The sequence below is a fragment of the Fluviicola taffensis DSM 16823 genome, assembly GCF_000194605.1.
GTDB classification, from domain to species: domain Bacteria; phylum Bacteroidota; class Bacteroidia; order Flavobacteriales_D; family Crocinitomicaceae; genus Fluviicola; species Fluviicola taffensis.
Map to the genome: position 1 here is coordinate 2,783,468 of NC_015321.1, position 14,175 is coordinate 2,797,642.

Annotated in this window: 14 protein-coding genes; 6 read left to right on the top strand and 8 right to left on the bottom strand. The window is 37.2% G+C overall.

Features of this window, described 5'->3' with window-relative positions:
- Positions 1–109 precede the first annotated feature (109 nt).
- The 3 genes from FLUTA_RS12110 to FLUTA_RS12120 all read right to left on the bottom strand — a co-directional run bounded on the left by FLUTA_RS12110 (position 110) and on the right by FLUTA_RS12120 (position 2,888).
- Positions 110–1,453 (bottom strand): hypothetical protein, encoded by a 1,344-nt coding sequence (locus FLUTA_RS12110; RefSeq protein WP_013687171.1) that lies wholly within the window; start codon positions 1,451–1,453, stop codon positions 110–112.
- Positions 1,453–1,671 carry a T9SS type A sorting domain-containing protein gene (locus FLUTA_RS12115; RefSeq protein WP_043023797.1) on the bottom strand — a complete coding sequence of 73 codons (219 nt, stop codon included), beginning with the start codon at positions 1,669–1,671 and terminating at the stop codon, positions 1,453–1,455. The genes FLUTA_RS12110 and FLUTA_RS12115 overlap by 1 nt, the downstream gene beginning before the upstream one ends.
- Before the next feature lie 416 nt (positions 1,672–2,087).
- Positions 2,088–2,888, bottom strand: a complete 801-nt coding sequence (locus FLUTA_RS12120) for an SDR family oxidoreductase (RefSeq protein ID WP_013687172.1) — start codon at positions 2,886–2,888, stop codon at positions 2,088–2,090.
- Between the two features lie 199 nt (positions 2,889–3,087).
- Between FLUTA_RS12120 and FLUTA_RS12125 the strand changes: the two genes are divergently transcribed.
- Complete coding sequence (locus tag FLUTA_RS12125; RefSeq protein WP_148235437.1) at positions 3,088–4,254, top strand: sensor histidine kinase; 1,167 nt, start codon at positions 3,088–3,090, stop codon at positions 4,252–4,254.
- A gap of 41 nt (positions 4,255–4,295) precedes the next feature.
- Here FLUTA_RS12125 and FLUTA_RS12130 read toward each other — a convergent pair whose 3' ends face one another.
- Complete coding sequence (locus FLUTA_RS12130) at positions 4,296–4,718, bottom strand: hypothetical protein (RefSeq protein ID WP_013687174.1); 423 nt, start codon at positions 4,716–4,718, stop codon at positions 4,296–4,298.
- Between the two features lie 114 nt (positions 4,719–4,832).
- On the opposite strand from FLUTA_RS12130, the gene lpcA reads away from it, so the two are divergent.
- Both lpcA and FLUTA_RS12140 read left to right on the top strand, forming a co-directional pair.
- Complete coding sequence (lpcA, locus tag FLUTA_RS12135) at positions 4,833–5,399, top strand: D-sedoheptulose 7-phosphate isomerase (protein WP_013687175.1); 567 nt, start codon at positions 4,833–4,835, stop codon at positions 5,397–5,399.
- Positions 5,400–5,490: 91 nt separating this feature from the next.
- Positions 5,491–5,913 carry a TerB family tellurite resistance protein gene (locus tag FLUTA_RS12140; protein WP_013687176.1) on the top strand — a complete coding sequence of 141 codons (423 nt, stop codon included), beginning with the start codon at positions 5,491–5,493 and terminating at the stop codon, positions 5,911–5,913.
- Between the two features lie 3 nt (positions 5,914–5,916).
- Here FLUTA_RS12140 and FLUTA_RS12145 read toward each other — a convergent pair whose 3' ends face one another.
- Both FLUTA_RS12145 and FLUTA_RS12150 read right to left on the bottom strand, forming a co-directional pair.
- Positions 5,917–6,480, bottom strand: coding sequence for a hypothetical protein (locus FLUTA_RS12145; protein WP_013687177.1), 564 nt, complete (start codon positions 6,478–6,480; stop codon positions 5,917–5,919).
- 133 nt (positions 6,481–6,613) lie between these two features.
- Positions 6,614–10,153 carry a DUF7948 domain-containing protein gene (locus FLUTA_RS12150; RefSeq protein WP_013687178.1) on the bottom strand — a complete coding sequence of 1,180 codons (3,540 nt, stop codon included), beginning with the start codon at positions 10,151–10,153 and terminating at the stop codon, positions 6,614–6,616.
- A gap of 99 nt (positions 10,154–10,252) precedes the next feature.
- Here FLUTA_RS12150 and FLUTA_RS12155 point away from each other — a divergent pair, with 99 nt between their 5' ends.
- From FLUTA_RS12155 to FLUTA_RS12165, 3 genes are all read left to right on the top strand, one after another.
- The gene (locus FLUTA_RS12155) at positions 10,253–10,831 is read left to right on the top strand and encodes a DinB family protein (RefSeq protein WP_013687179.1); all 579 of its coding nucleotides are present in this window, start codon (positions 10,253–10,255) and stop codon (positions 10,829–10,831) included.
- The gene (locus FLUTA_RS12160; RefSeq protein ID WP_013687180.1) at positions 10,828–11,583 is read left to right on the top strand and encodes a C40 family peptidase; all 756 of its coding nucleotides are present in this window, start codon (positions 10,828–10,830) and stop codon (positions 11,581–11,583) included. The genes FLUTA_RS12155 and FLUTA_RS12160 overlap by 4 nt, the downstream gene beginning before the upstream one ends.
- Before the next feature lie 148 nt (positions 11,584–11,731).
- A complete protein-coding gene (locus FLUTA_RS12165) occupies positions 11,732–13,006 on the top strand; it encodes a serine hydroxymethyltransferase (RefSeq protein ID WP_013687181.1) in 1,275 nt (424 codons plus the stop codon).
- Positions 13,007–13,083: 77 nt separating this feature from the next.
- On the opposite strand, the gene FLUTA_RS12170 is transcribed toward FLUTA_RS12165, so the two are convergent.
- Together FLUTA_RS12170 and FLUTA_RS12175 are read right to left on the bottom strand one after the other, a co-directional pair.
- Positions 13,084–13,488: a hypothetical protein gene (locus FLUTA_RS12170; RefSeq protein WP_013687182.1), complete on the bottom strand. Its 405-nt coding sequence runs from the start codon at positions 13,486–13,488 to the stop codon at positions 13,084–13,086.
- Positions 13,489–13,837: 349 nt separating this feature from the next.
- Entirely contained in the window at positions 13,838–14,164 is a 327-nt protein-coding gene (locus tag FLUTA_RS12175) for a hypothetical protein (RefSeq protein ID WP_013687183.1), read from the bottom strand.
- Between the last annotated feature and the right edge of the window lie 11 nt (positions 14,165–14,175).

The window sequence follows — 14,175 nt, forward strand, 5'->3', positions numbered from 1 at the left end:
TTTTAAGATGTTAGGACTTCAGGATATTAAGACTTTAATCAAAGTTTCAAGTCTTAATATCCTAAAATCTTAAAGTCCGAACATCTTAAAATCCTCTAAGTAGCACTGCTCAAAAATTAAACCCTATACCAAATCTCCAAGACAGATCAAAACGGCGCGGATAGCCCTTGACCTCGTAATCTTGCTGTATGACATTCCTTACATTCTTATCGCTCATATACAAGAAACCAAGCAAGTCAACTTTTGAAAAAACTGTTAGACATTTTCTTGGTGTATATTCTATACCTGCTCTCATGTTTATTCCAAAATCATTCAGTTTTCGATTCTTCTCGACAGGTTCATAATATATTTGATTAACATAATTGTATAATTTCAAATAATCCACCACAATAGACTCACTACCAGTTCGATAATTCAGTCCTCCACCATAGGTGAAACAGAATTGTGATAGAGGCAGGCATCTTTCATAAGTGGCATTAATTGTGTTGTACTTTATTTCAGTAACCCCATTTTTTAATTCTGGAATTACATTCCAATAAGATCTTGTATGATACATATATTCAAGCATCACTGCATTTCTAGTATTCAGTTGGCGTCTGAATTGTCCTCCGAATGAACTGTATAGTAATTTACGAAAAGGCTCATATTTATTCCGATGGTTTACATTAACCATTGGTGTTCCATCAAAAAAACAGTGAAACAATCCTGTTTGTATTGTTATTCTATTCTTTGCTTTGCCAACAATAGTGTCAACTGCAATTTTTCCATAGTTAAATCCAACCCCAAATCTCCATGAAACTGAATATTTACTAGGAATATTTTTGTGATAAGATTCAGTATAAGACTGCGAGAAGTCAATATCATTCTTTTGGTAAACTGAACCTAGAAAGTTAAAGTTGGAGTAAATTGTGAGCCATTTGATAGGGGTATATTCAATACCTGCCTTTAAATTAAGTCCTATATCCTCACTGTAATAGCCAGTATTGAATGATTCGGTCCAAAAACCATTATCAAATGCAGAGTGATGAAACGAGCCACTGCCCCACGAATATGAAATCCCCGCACCATATTGAAAATTCCAGTGTTCATTAATCGATAAAAATCGATTATAATAGCAACTTATGATTTTAAGATTTTTCCACATTTCCTGTGCTGGAGCAGCAGCATTTCCATAATTTAAGGTATAGTTGTAAACTCCGTAAAATTTCATGTATTCTACCGAAATTTGAGATTTTTTAAATCTGTGCATCAATTCAATACCTTGTGAATCGATTAGTCTGTTTCCAAAAATTCTTCCTTTACCTTTTATTGGTAAGGAATTAACAATTGGTGAACCATCAAAAAAACAATTGAATAGCCCAGTTTGAACCGATATTCGGTTACTATTTTGAGAAAAAACTGCATTTGAGATAAATATCCCAAATGCAGTTAAAATAAATAATTGTTTAAGCATTATTGTATTACAATACGTTTTACCAAATCCTGACCTTCAATCAAGAAGTGAGCAAGATACACCCCTTTATCCAAAGATGAAAGGTCTACTTGAAAATTCAGTTGATTAGATTCCACTTGTTTTACCAATTTACCATTCAAATCAAAAATAGTAATCGGTTGATTCAAATTCACAGGAACTTTAATGGTGATTATTGAACTGGTTGGGTTTGGATACAATTCAATATCTTCTGTGTCATAGGCATATTCAGTAAATAGTGTCTTCTCTTGGTTTTAAAGACAGTTAATAATGGTTATAGAAGGAGAAACCTCTAGCAATATAAAATCCTCATAGGAATCACCAAACGCAGTAATAGCGCAAAGTTCTTCTTATTAATAAGTAAATAATTGGGTTCAAAATGTGTATAGTGGATTTTGAACCGTAGTTATTAATGTTTGCAAAAGTAGTTTTCTCTTTTTGTTTAGCAAGTGAATTGCCAATTTTAGGTTCGTTTTTGTTTTTTTGGAATTTTCATTTGTAAATACTATTGAGATATTAGAAATGGATCACGCCCCAACAGTCTAACATAAATCTGTAATTAGAACGCTGAACGTACATCGAGATCTCTCTTGATGTCCTAACATCTTAAAATCCTCTAAGTTGGACTTTGCTTCGCAATAATTTTCCAGAACAACTTCGGGAAGAATCGTTTCAGCGTCACCGCTTTGATTTCTTTGTTTCCAATCAGTATTTCTTTCTTCTTTTGATCTACTGCTTTCAGAAGAATAGCTACACATTGCTCTACCGGCATTCCTGTTTCCTGATTGTGATCCATTTCCCCATGAGCTTTCCCATCTTTCCCCAGTGCGCTGAGTGAAATAGGTGTATTGATTTTCCCCGGATAAGCAATCGTGACAGATATATTGTTTTTCGCTTCTTCTAAAAGTAAACTCTCAAAAAAACCCTGAATGGCATGTTTGCTGGCGCTGTATGCCGAGCGCAGGTAAAAGCCAAATTTTCCAGCAATGCTAGAAATAGCAATGATATGACCCGATTTCTGAGCTTGCATATAAGGTAATACTGCTTTCGTAAGAGCAATGGTTCCAAAATAGTTAATCTCCATGATTCTTCTATCAACTTCCATGCTTGTTTCACTAGCTTCCGCACGCTGGCTTAAACCACCACAATTGTACAGATAGTCGATACGTTTTGTTTGTGCTAGAGTTTGTTTGACCAACTCGGTAAAATGATCGGAATGTTCTAAATCCAATGGAACAATCAGATGCTCTTCTGGATTCGGAAGTTCCTTTTTCAATGAGAGAAGTTTCTCTTCACTGCGACTCGACAGAATTAATTTGAATCCTTTTCGAGCCAGTTGTCTGCAGAGTTCTTCTCCAATCCCAGAAGAAGCACCTGTAATCCAAGCTACATGTTTCATCGTAGTACGAAAATACATATTTTAACGTGAGATCGGAATTAGAATTCTTATCCCAATCTCACGTTATTTAGATTTGAGTTTAATTTTCTTGAAAAATTGGAAAAAATCAGTATATTCGATTTATACTACTATTGAATTGAAAAATTTAGAATCTAACACTATTTCCGGCGAAGTCATAACGTACCTTGAAGAATTACGAGTTAAACTAGCATTTCGCATGTCTATCATGTTTTTGTGCACATTTAGCATTCTTTCTTATACCCGTTATTTTGAATCAATGGAAAGCTTTAGCATGATGGCTGTTGCTACAATCATCAGTGCTACCTGTTTAATCATCATGAAATTGAATAACAGGAATTATTTATTAGTCTTTTATATTTATTCGATCTGTGGTTATATTATCGTAGCTTTTGCTTTAATGGTTTATCACAGTAGAATCCATTTAGTCGATGTAATGTGGTTGATGACGGTAGTCTTTCTTGCATTTTTTACATTGGGACGCAAATTGGGCTATTTATTATTGTTTTTATCCATTACTGTAATTGGGCTATTTATTTTTCTTCACCTAAATAACCAAATTCTAATACTGAAGGAGCTTACGAACTATCAAAAGATTTCTTTACTAATCGAATTGATAGCGGCATTTTCGATAAACTTTTACTTATTTTACTTGTTTTTGGAACTGAATCGTTATTCCGAGCGAAAATTAATTGAATCTTTTGATCAATTGAAAGAACAAAACGCCCGAATTTCTATTCAGAATGATGAGAAAACTACCTTGGTGCGAGAAATCCATCATCGGGTTAAAAACAATCTCCAAATTGTGGTGAGCCTATTGCGTATGCAAAGTCAAGAGGTGGATAACCCAGAGTTTCGAATTTTGTTTCAAGAATCGATTAATCGGATTATGGCCATGTCATTGATTCATCAAAAACTCTATCAAAATAATAATTTGTCGCAAGTGAAAATTGGGGATTATTTGGATGATTTAGTACGTGAAATCATAAGTTTGAGTATAAATGATGAGAATGTTCACTATCAAATTGATGTTGAAGTAGATCGAATTGGATTGAAAACACTTGTTCCTCTTGGACTTTTAGTGAATGAATTGGTTTCAAACTCTTTAAAGCATGCGTTTTTTGAGGTTCAGGATGCTCGCATTGAAATAACCATGAAGAAGGGGAAGGAGGGGTGGCTTTACTTAACCTACTTTGATAGTGGTGTATGGAAAATGAATAGCGCGACAACTTCTTCTTTTGGACTGATACTTATCGAAACATTGGTGGAACAACTAGAGGGAACTAAAACGGTTGAAAAAGAAAGTCTAGGGACTAGCTATTCGTTTTACCTCAAAAACTTAGAAGAGATGGATATTTTTGCATAAAAAAAGGAAACCGAGGTCTCCTTTTTTTGTTCTATTTTCTATTACAAATCATCTGGCAAATTTGCTTGCTTGTATGATTTTGCTTTTGGCTTCAATTTATCAATAAATACCACTCTAAATTTTTCTCCATCTGGGGTGAAAACCATTTCTGAAATTCCATTGGTAACAACTGGATTTGTTTTCTTTGCATTGTAGAATTTTTTCTCCAATAAATAATAAGTTCCATCATCGTATTGTAGGAAAATAGAAACCACTGCTCCATTTTCAACTCTAGCTTTACCAGTAAGACATTCCGTACCTTCAGGAGTGAAAAAGCTAACGATAACATTTCGATGCATGTCATCAGCAACGGTGTATGAACCTCTTTTTGCAAAAGCGTCTTCCAATTTCTTAAAACAATCATCTTGCGCGGATGCGCTGTATCCCAAAGTTAAGGTTAGAATGGCAAGTAGAATATTTTTCATAGTTGTTTTTGTGTTATGGAGCAAACTCCGATTTTCAAATATAACAAGTTTATCTAAAATGGTAACCGCACTCAATAATTATTTATTTTTACAATCAATCCCATTTGTAAAGGCATGAATCAAATAGCAGACCATTTTAACGAAGCGCAAGAGATTTTGCAAAAATTTAACAACGCAGCCAATCATCAATTGATTCAAAATGCTGGAAATTTAATGGTTTCAGCTATTTCGAGTGGAGGAAAGATAATCTCTTGTGGAAATGGGGGGTCCATGTGCGATGCCATGCATTTTGCGGAAGAATTAACTGGAAGATATCGGGATGATCGAAAAGCAATTCCGGCCTTGAGTATTTCAGATCCCTCACATATTAGCTGTGTCGGAAATGATTATGGCTATGAGTTCATTTTTTCACGTTATTTGGAAGCTCTGGGGCAAAAAGGAGATGTTTTATTAGCTATTTCGACCTCGGGTAATTCGAAAAATGTACTTCGAGCGATTGAAGTTGCTAAAAGCAAAGGGATGTTGGTTGTTGGCCTTACAGGAAAAGATGGCGGTAAAATGGCTACTTTGTGCGATGTGGAAATTCGTGCACCTTATTCAGATTTTGCAGACAGAGCTCAAGAAATTCATATCAAAGTAATTCATTCCTTGATAGATTTTATAGAACAGGAATTGAAATAGATTTTCTGCTTTCACTTTCCAAATGGATTTTGCAATTTAATTCTAGAATCCTTTAAAAACCTATTGAACAATTAAAATACAAACTATCAATATGAGCTCATTTTCACACATTTTTGATTCAGGAGAACAAGCACGTCAAAAAGGTCATTTTAGAAATTTGGTTATGCTGGCTAGAGTAGACGGGAAGGTTAGTTTAGCAGAAAATCAATTATTGAAGAGGATTGCAACAAAACTTTCATTAACGGATGAACAAGTAGCTGAAATTTGCGAAAACCCAGATGATTACCCATTTATACCACCTGTTACAAGAGAAGAAAGATACGAGCGCTTTATTCAGTTAATTCAACTGTTGGGAGTTGATGGAAATATGGATGAAAATGAGACGAAATTGGTGAGAAGACTAGGGATAGAATTGGGCTTTACACCAGAAAGAATAGACGAAAAGTTTCCAATTATCTTGGAACATTTGCGAAAAGGAATGAATAGGGAAGAGGTTATTCGAATTGTAATCTAAAAATCAATTCTTTTTCTTTAATTGGTCTTCAATGCGTTTCGTTAATACTTGGAACAATAATTTCGCGTCTTGTTGATTCAATTTTCGTCCAACACGTACTGTCTTTCCTAAATAGTCGAATTCGATGCGTTCTCCACCACGAATCCAAGGTGAATTTTCCCAGGCTGCTTGAAAGGAATTTTCTTTTGGAACAGAAACCCGTATTTTTTTGATGTTCTCTAAGTAATATTCTTTCGCCTTGCCATACGTGCGAATACTCGTTTTGATAGTCATCGAGATTTTATCAACTTTAATGTATTCTCTTCCATAAAGGATCCATAGGAATGTTCTTCCAACCCTAATAAAGTAGTAGAGCCAAAATGCCATAAAGATTCCAAGTATAATCTTTTCTTGTTGTGTGAAGGTAAACGTGAAATAAGACCAACCGATAGTGACTCCAATTGCAAACCACATGAAAAACCAAGCGCCCATTAATGCTTTAATTACTCCAATTTGTTCTGGTGTAATAATGAACGTTGTTTTTTGTTGTTCGTCCAAATAACTAATGCGGTTTCCTATCCATTTCATAACGCAAAAATACTATTTTTCACTTCTTGATTTGCTTAAAAAGAAATGCTGTAAGAATAAAATTATGGTTTTCTATTATTAGAATATTTGCAAAGACTTTGATATAGAAAATAGAAGGGAATGAACAAATGAGTTAACGAATAAGCGTCACATTTCCCTTGATTATTTTTTGTTCACCTTGAACACAAGTAGCTTCCAAATAATAATCATAAGTATCTGGTTTTAATAGTTTTCCTCTAAACGTTCCATCCCAGCCACTATTTTGATCGGTTGTTTCAAATACCATTTCTCCCCAACGATCAAAGATTCGGAAAAGAATTTTGGTAGCAATGACACTTCGCACATAGAGAACATCATTCTCTAAATCACCATTTGGTGAAAAAGCATTTGGAATAAAAACATACGTTCGATCACAGACAACTTCCAGAACATTCACCTTTACAGATGCTGATTTGGTGCAAATTCCATCGGTAATATTTACCGTGTAAATAGTTGTTTGAGGAGGTGTTGCTTCTGTGATTTGACCTAACGGGTTGGAGAGATTGGTTGGAGGAATCCAAAAGTAAGAATAACCACTCGGAGATGCTGTCAGTGTGGATGCCCCTCCTGGAACAATGTATTCTGGATTTGCTTGAGCGTTCACCGCACCTGAAATAGTTCCAACAGTTACGTAAATTGAATCGCGATCAAAACAACCGTTTGAGCCACTTGCATCGACATATACCCATTGACTCGTTGGCGGATTTGCAATGACCACGTTTTGCTGACCAGTTGTAGTTAGAATATTCAGTGGGCTCCAAACATAATTGAAAGTGATACCAGGAACGTTTATGTTAGCAGTTAATGTGGTTGGATCATTGAGACAAATAGAGTCATTTCCGCTGATGACCAAACTTCCACCCACGAAATAAACGGTCACACTATCAATTTTTGAACAGGCAGCATTTCCTGCGTTGATATAATAGGTTGTCGTTTGCGAAGGTGTTACAGTTAGAGTAGAATCAGCTACTGAAACATTCAGGGTATCTGTAAATTGGCTATTTGTTGACCAAATGAAATAATCTGCAGAACCACTTGAATTTGCAGTGAAAGTCATTGGTAAAGGAGAACAAAGAATGGTGTCATTTGAAACCGAAAGTTGAATATCCGGAAGTACTGTTATGGTAATTTGATTCGTGTCTGTAATTAAGCATATAGAATCGGTTACCCGCAGTTTAACAATGTAAACTCCTGGATCAGTATAAGTAACTGTTGGTGAGAAGACTGTTGAAGTTGTTCCATTACCGAGATCCCATTCATAGGAATCAGATGGGGAGCTTGTATTAGTAAGTGTAACTGTGTAATCTTCACATCCTCCTAAACCACTTGGGTTAAATTCTGCTTTAGGAAGAAGCTGGAAATCAAATTTAAAGACGATGTTGTTGCAGTTGGAACTGAGATTTTGGTTTGACCAGGCATTTGGAGTAGTGGGAAAATCACTATATCCCTGACATCCTCCACAGACACTTTGGTAAACAACACCATTTTTATCAAAACGGGAAGTTCCTCCGTCCACGTGTTCCTGCGCCTGTCCGCCACCCAAATAACTACCGTAAAGCAAGCCAGAGAAATCTCTTTTGTAAACGAACAAATAGAAGTTAAATCCGTCACCTGAACTGGATTGATAGGCATCCGAACTGACCGGCATTCCGCTTAATGGGTTGGCTTGTAAAATGCTAGCTCCCCAACCGGAAACGTACATATTACCGCAAATATCAACCAGGAATGCTGCCGGAGAAATATTGATGTTCGGGCTTCCATTTCCGAAGACAGTGGAATTTAAGACGGTCGTTAAGTTTGGATTTAATTTTGCGATAAACTGGCTGCTGTTGGGATAACTCTGAGAGTTAATTACCGGGAAATTACCACCAACAGATTGTCCTAAAATAAAAATTTCATCGTTGCGGTTTATTTCAACAAAGAAAGCCTGATCGTACTGATTGGCGCCGATATATGTGCTTTGTATCAACGTTTGACCGTTAGGAGTGAGTTTTCCTACAAAACCATCTGCTTTTCCACCCAAATAATTGGGATTCAATCCACCGGTGGTTCCAGGAATGTTAGTACTGGAAGTTCCTCCCGAAAAAACAATATTGTAGCTGGAATCAATTTTTACGGAATAGCATGCGTCGTTATCTGTTCCCCCAAAATAGCTCGACCACAACATCGTGCTCAGGTTACTGGTCAATTTAAAAATAACACCATCCTGCTGACCAGCTTTTGTTGGTTGAAAAGCATTCAGTACAGGGAAATTGTTTGATCGACTGGAGGACGCAATGAGACAGTTTCCTAAGGAGTCGAGCATGATCTCTCCTCTGAAATTGTCTCCGTAATTAGTGGTCAATGAATCATAATTATTCGCACCACTTTTCATATTTACCCCATCGTTGAGCGAACCTCCCACATAGGTTGATGCAAGCAGGTTATGTCCATTGGCACTGATTTTTGAAACATAGATATCTGTTCCAGGTGAGTTGAAATGAACTCCGTTGCTTGTGAAGTTCGCTCCCGCTGCTCCGCCTGCATGTGTTGGCTGATAAGCATTGACCATTGGGAAGTTAGTGCTTGAAGTTGCTCCGTAGATATAAAGGTTGTTGTTTCGATCACAGATCAAACTATGTGCTGTCTCTGTTCCCTGAGTTTGACTTCCTCCACCCAAAAAAGTGGTCCAGAGCATATCTTCGCCATCGGGTGAATATTTGGATACAAATACGTCTGTAATTCCGTACGTAGGATTACTTAATGCTGTAAAAGTGGATGTGATATCGTAGGCAGAATTATCCGGAGTAGGATAAGCATTGCCATAGATTGTTCCAGCAGAATAAGCAGTTCCATCGTAGCCATAAGTCGCGGTCATTCCAAAGTTATCTGAAGGAGATCCAGAATAGGTCGCGAATATTAAAACTGGATCAATAATAATACTTGCGAGCGGATTGTACTTGCCAAGTTGAAAAGATAAGATGCTACCGTTTAATTTAAAAGCACAGAGAATTTCGGTGAGTTTTCCATTCAAAAGTTGATATGCAATCGGTTTTTGTTCAATTATTTCGCCCAAACTTGTTTTAAGGATCAAATCACCGTTTTTAGCAATTGAAATCTGCTGGAAATGGATGAGATCAATCTGAATGTTATTGATCGGACTTCCTGGTGAACACCACAATTCATACTTGAATTTTTCTGGTGTGTCAAAAACTTTCAAATCAATTCCGTTATAGAAATTCTTGAGTGTTACTTCGTTGAAACTTCTAACGTCTGAAGTCCATTTTGTGGAGTCATTTCCTAAGAAGTAATTGTAATAATAGGGCAGAGGCTTCTCTTTGATTATTTCATAAACCTCATTGGAATTTAGAAAATGGGCAGCCGATAATGCGCTTTTAATTTCTGTCGAAGTATCCGTACTGTTTCCAAGGTGTGCGCGTTTCATGGGGGAATAATCCCTTAAGTCATAGAGGAATCCGTGTTGCTGAACCCAAATATTGTTTCCTTGTGACTTGGATTGAAATAACACTTTTTCGGCCCATTGCCCTTTGTTTTCAATCAATGCATAATGTGTATTATGCTTGTGTTCGATCTCTTGAGCAAGAAATTGACCACCGAAAACAAGTCCAAAAAACAAGAGTAACAATAGCTTCATACATGAAAGATATGAAAATGTTTAAAAAGGTTGCATTTTAGGGTATAACTTTTGTTAATCAATTTGCTCTGTTTATATTTGATATAAATTCGAAGCATTATGACAACTCAATGGGTCTTCAATGAAGTGGCTACTATTACCGAGAAAAATATCCATCACTTGAAATCCAAGTTTTCCAAGTATTCGGAAAGTCAAATGAATTGGAAACCGAATCCAACAACTTGGAGTTTAACGGAGATTTTTGCCCATTTGAATGCTTACGCCACATTCTATCATCGTGTTCTCAATGAGCGTATTGATGGAACACGGTTTCGAGTTCCAAGAATCAATTACACATCTTCTCCCTTGGGAAAATCTGCTTGGATGTCGATGAAATTGGGGAATGCACGGAATGTGAAACGGAAATTTAATGCACCAATCCAATACAATCCAACTGTAACAACCGGATTAGTAACAGGTAATGAGGTTGAATCACTCTTAGTTGGTCAAAAACAGTTCTTGGATATTATCGAAAAGTCAGTTTCTGTCAGCCTAAAGAAAGTCAAAGTTCCACTTTCGATGTCGAAATTGGTTCGATTGAGATTGGGGGATGCTTTGCTATTTGTAGCGTATCACAATGACCGACATTTGGAACAGGCTTTGAATTTGACTAAAAATTCTCAATTTCCTAAAAAGTGAGTAGAATTCATGCATTTTGTAAAGCGAGCATTGCTCCAGTTCGAGCAGAAGCAAGCGATCGATCAGAACTAGTAACGCAATTGTTGTTTGGTGAATTGGTTGAAATTACGGAGGTACAAGACAATTGGCTGAAAATCCGTTCGTTTATGGATGGATATGAAGGTTGGATGGACCCAAAACAACTTCAAGACTTAAGGGAAAAAGAATTTTCTCGCTGGTTAGATGGACTGGTAGTTGAGCATTCCGAATTCCGAATAGTAGAAGGACCTGAGGGAAAACAAATTTTACCAAAGGGATTTTTTCGTCCGGCAGATGCGGATGAAACGTTTACGATTGGTAAATCAACCTATTCGTTTTTAAATGAGGAAGAAGAAATGCCAACTTCACGCATTGATTTTGCTCAAAGCTATTTGAACGCTCCTTATTTGTGGGGAGGAAAAACGATGTTTGGGGTTGATTGTTCGGGATTGATGCAGCAAGTTCACCGCGTTTTCAATTACCAATTGCCAAGAGATGCTTCACAACAAGTAGAAATGGGGTTGGAGATTGATTTTGAAGACCGAGAAGCAGGTGATTTGGCTTTCTTTATTTCGGATTCAGGAACGATTCATCATGTTGGTTTGTTGGTGAATAAAGATGAAATTATTCATGCTCACGGCTATGTGCGAATCGATGATTTTAATTCCCGAGGAATTATTCGAAAAATAGATGAAGTGAATTCACACAAATTACATTCGATCAAAAGACTCTAAAAGCAATGATAGTTTTTAGAATCAGATTATATTTGCGCACGAAAACCGAAGGTTTAAAAGTTCAATCGTTCAATCGTTCAATTTTGATCCGGTTAAGCTTTTTGAACCCTTTGAACTGTTTAAATTTTTGAACTAAAAAAATATAAGAATGAAACGCGATCAAGAAATATTTGACTTAATTATTGCAGAAAGACAGCGTCAAGAGCATGGTATTGAATTAATTGCATCTGAAAATTTCGTCTCTGATGAGGTAATGGAAGCAATGGGTTCTGTGTTGACAAATAAATATGCAGAAGGACTTCCTGGAAAGCGCTATTACGGTGGATGTGAAGTGGTTGACAAAGTAGAGCAATTGGCAATTGATCGTTTGTGTAAATTATTTGGAGCGACTTGGGCAAATGTGCAACCACATTCGGGGGCGCAAGCAAATGCGGCTGTTTTCTTGGCGTGTTTAAAACCAGGAGATAAAATTTTAGGGTTCGATTTGTCTCATGGTGGACATTTAACACACGGATCTTCGGTAAATTTTTCTGGAAAATTATACGACCCACATTTCTATGGTGTAAGTCAAGAAACTGGACAAGTGGATTATGACATGATGGAAGAAGTGGCGAAACGCGAAAAACCAAAAATGATTATTTGTGGTGCATCCGCTTATTCCAGAGATTGGGATTATGCACGCATTCGCAAAATTGCAGATGAGGTTGGAGCTCTCATTTTAGCAGATATTTCTCATCCAGCAGGATTGATTGCAGCAGGATTATTGAATGATCCTTTGGATTATTGTCACATTGTTACTACTACGACTCACAAAACATTGCGTGGCCCTCGTGGAGGTGTCATCATGATGCGTAATAATTTCGACAATCCATTTGGTTTGAAATGGAACAACGGAAACCCGAAATCAATGGGGGCTTTGTTGGATGCAGCAGTGTTTCCAGGAATTCAAGGTGGACCATTGGAGCACGTAATCGCAGCAAAAGCAGTCGCATTTGGAGAAGCGTTATCAGACGGATACAAAATATACATGACTCAAGTGAAAAAGAATGCTGCATTGATGGCGGATGAATTCATGAAATTGGGGTATAAAATCATTTCTGGAGGAACAGACAATCACAGCATGCTAATCGATTTACGATCAAAAGGAGTAACTGGAAAAGATGCAGAAAACAACTTGGTTTTGGCAGATATCACGGTGAACAAGAACATGGTTCCTTTCGATACAGAATCTCCATTCATCACTTCCGGAATTCGTGTTGGAACATCTGCAATTACATCCAGAGGAATTAAAGAAACAGAAATCCCAACAATCGTAAAATTGATTGACCGTGTATTGATGAACATTGGCGACGAAGAAACGATTCACAAAGTACGTTCCGAGGTGAATGCACTAATGAGTGCAAGACCTTTGTTTACGTGGTAAATAGTAATTAAATCAGTTAAAACACGTAGGGGCGCGATTAATCGCGCCCCTACGTGTTTTAACAAAATAGATTTTGTTTATGCTCTGCTGCAAAGTGCGTCCCACGTTGTCCAGAACTGGGCATTGATTGCTCCCGGCGCCGGGTTGGTACTGTCTGCAACGATACCAACCATGGATGAACAATTGCTGTTGCATCCGATTTGATTCGTACTTCCTTGCTGAGCAGGGATTGCACGCCATGTACCTGTTGAACCACTTAGTAATTCTACCTGAATATCAAAAATACCGGAAAGATTTGGTGTTTGAATTTGTTTGGTTGGATCCTCACTTGAAATAGAATCGCTCCAATTTCCTTGTGAAAAAGTTACTTTCCAGGTCGTGATCATTTTCGCCGTGTCATTCTGTGGCGATAAATAAACCCAAAATTGTGCACCGTTACCCAATTGGATACTTGCAGGTGCGTTTGCATTAAATGTTGTCATAGTGAATAGTATGTGAATGCGTCTTCGCTTTAGCTTCAGCGCAAGTGTTGTGGTTCCTACTCTCAGGCTTTTCGGAAAACGCCCCCCTGTAATCCTATCGGGGCAGGCTGTTTTTTAGCGTGATTTGCTGACTCCACGCCACATTTCCATTTCCTTTCTTCGGACCCGGCCGAGTCCGTCTGAAAGGCAAATAGCGAATAGTGTGAAGCGAATGTAACTTGTTTTTACAGAAGGAAGATTGTTGTTTGTCACGAGTCGGGTGATTGATGTCATGAACGGATTAAATGATCGCATAAAAAAGGACGCAATTAATTGCGTCCTTACTTTTTTGTTTATCTATAATTTCGTTCTATTTTGCCAAAAGCTTTGCAGAAACTTTATAAGCTGCTGTAAACGTAAGTCCTTTTTGTTGTGTTGAAAAAGTGAGTAATGCTTTTTTGTACCATGCTGCATCCGTGGCTTTCTTTTTGAAATGCTCGTGAATTTCAATATCGTATAAAACACCATCAAGCCATGCCTGAATTTCATAGATTCCAATACCAAAGTATTCTGCGCGTTGAAGTACGATTGCGAAATCCCATTCATTGAAATGAATATTTTCTGCCTTGTCGAACCCATCGTTCATGTTTTTCAAATCATTAAATACTTTTTGTTCTAAGAATTCAACCTGCTCCATATTGCGTGTAA